The sequence below is a fragment of the Anaerophilus nitritigenes genome (assembly GCF_004138215.1).
GTDB classification, from domain to species: Bacteria; Bacillota; Clostridia; order Peptostreptococcales; family Thermotaleaceae; genus Anaerophilus; species Anaerophilus nitritogenes.
In genome coordinates this window covers 1-2302 of the sequence record NZ_RYYS01000100.1, presented here as the reverse complement: position 1 = coordinate 2302, position 2302 = coordinate 1, and the positions used below count along the sequence as shown (strand labels likewise).

Sequence of the window (2302 nt, the reverse complement as noted above, 5' to 3'; positions counted from 1 at the left end):
TTACAACCATAACAATAGATAGCCCTTTCTTTTTCATTGTAAAGTTATTCTTGAAAAATTTTGCATCAATAACATCAGTTAAATGACTTGTAATATGGAATTAGAAGGATTATTCATTTTTAAATTAAAAAGTCCGAACAATAGTCAAAATGGGTATGTATTTTTGAAGAATATTAATGTACCTGTCCCAGGGAAGATTTTTCGAAGATTTTTCTATACCCGTACTTAGACTATTATTCCATTTCAAAAGTATATACGTTTTGGCTGGTTGGGACTTGTTATTCCCGTTTAACGTGCAAGGCTGTGAACTTTGGGGAGTGGAGTGGATAATCCTTCAAAATTACATGTATAGGGAGGTTTTTTTATGGAAAATATTCATCCTGTAATAGGTGTTGATGTTGCTAAAGAATTTTGTTTTTACTCTGTCCTTTCACCAACAGGAAAAACTTATCTTAAACCATTCAAAGCTTTAAATAATAATAAAGGATTGCTTTTTGTACTTAAAGAAATAAAAAAAGCAGAGAAGGCTTTTTCTAGTACACCTATAATTGTACTAGAATCAACTGGCCACTACTCCAATCGCCTCGTCCACTTTTTTCCGAAAAATGGTTTAAAAGTGTTTTTAATTAATCCACTTTTATCTCATTCTATCAAAAATTCTACAATTAGAAAAGTTAAAACAGATAAAGTTGATGCTGAGGAATTGGCCAAACTCTACTTTTTTCAAGATTTGAGAGAATTTAAACTTTCTAATGAATCTTTAGAAAACCTAAAAATACTATCTCGTACTTATTTTCACATCTCTGAACAGCGAGTATGCATTATTAATCAATTAGTAGCTAGTATTGAACAAGTAATGCCAAGTTTCACAAAAATATTTAATAATGTATCTTCAAAAACGGCTATCGCCCTATTAGTTGAATACCCTTCACCTGATTCCTTTTTAACTGCTCCGCAGGAGAATATAATTGCATTAATTCGCTCATGTTCTAGAAAAACATTAGAATATGCTAATAAAAAATATTAACATCTTTTAAAAAGTGCTAAAGAAGCAAAAAATACAGGAATATTATTATCTGCACTATATGAGACAATTCGTATCCATGCGAAGCATTTACAATACACATCAATGAAGAATTAGAAAGGGATAGGTATTTTGATTTTGTAACTAAAGATAGAATTATTTTTATCATGATTAATTGATTGGAAAAGCAAAAGAAATGGCAAAAAAGATTATGTTTTAAAAAGAAAGCTTAAAGTGTGTAATTTACTATGTTTTAGTAAATTTAAAAAACTTTTTTGAAAAAATTTAAAAATAGGGGTTTACATTTTGGTTCTAAAAATTGCCTTTTATAGATGTAAAGCATTTAGCCGGTTAAAGCTTTGACATAAAAAAGGATTATGTAAGAAATAAAAAAATAATAAGGAGAGATTATTATGTCAACAACAGTATTTTATGCTACAACAGCAGATTACAAGATTCTTGGGAGTTCATTTACGAAAAAAGACTCACTTAGTAGAGATGATTCAACTAGGTTAAGAAATATGATTCAAGATAGAGAAAATGGTTTACCTATACAAGTAGGAATATTAACATCTATAATGGGTGGGGCAATTACAGGTACCGTAGCAGCTGTAGGTTATTCTATCGCTACTGGAACAGCCATAGGTGTTGCAGCATCATACTTTGGAGTAGGTAGTACACTTAGTAAAAAATTTGATAAGATGGCAACAGGTGCTAAGGATTGTCACACAGTAGAGTTAGAATACAGATACCGAAGAAAAGATGGAAAAGAAGGAGCATACTGGTTATCAAATATTAAAATTTTGGATTAAAACCAATCTTAAATAAAAACTAGCTAAAATCATTTTGATTTTAGCTAGTTTTTATTCAATTTTTCTATAAAACACCTTGTTCTGTAGAAATAATGAAAATATTTAAAATAAAAAAGAAAAAAATCAGACTAGAAGAACAATTAAAATGTAGATAACTCTAGAATTGATTACTATATAATGTTAAAATTAGGTAATATGGAATTTAAGAAGGTTTATATTAAACTTCTTAAAAATTTAAGAATTAAAATTCTTTAGAAGTTAAGAATTTAAAAAGCAGGGGTGATTATTTGAACTTTAAGCAAGCTAACTTATTATTGTTTGTTGGAATTATTGCTTTTACCTATACTTATTTTGGGATTGTAGTTTCTATTGAAAGAATGAGTATAAGTCAAATATTAATTAAAACAGGATTAATCATTATATTTGTATTATTATCTACTTTTTTCATAAAAAAAATAGGCAATTG

General features: G+C 28.2%; 2 protein-coding genes. Both read left to right on the top strand.

All coding sequences use genetic code 11. The annotated features are described in order from the left end of the window. Positions 1-364 precede the first annotated feature (364 nt). Positions 365-1027 carry an IS110 family transposase gene (locus tag EK368_RS13685; protein ID WP_129600619.1) on the top strand — a complete coding sequence of 221 codons (663 nt, stop codon included), beginning with the start codon at positions 365-367 and terminating at the stop codon, positions 1025-1027. A 410-nt stretch (positions 1028-1437) separates the two neighbouring features. Beyond that, positions 1438-1836, top strand: coding sequence for a hypothetical protein (locus tag EK368_RS13680; RefSeq protein WP_129600617.1), 399 nt, complete (start codon positions 1438-1440; stop codon positions 1834-1836). Positions 1837-2302: the final 466 nt, after the last annotated feature.

Excerpts from the sequence above, each read along its gene's own strand:
- EK368_RS13685 (WP_129600619.1), top strand. The coding sequence starts at position 365 with ATGGAAAATATTCATCCTGTAATAGGTGTTGATGTTGCTAAAGAATTT.
- EK368_RS13680 (WP_129600617.1), top strand. The coding sequence starts at position 1,438 with ATGTCAACAACAGTATTTTATGCTACAACAGCAGATTACAAGATTCTT.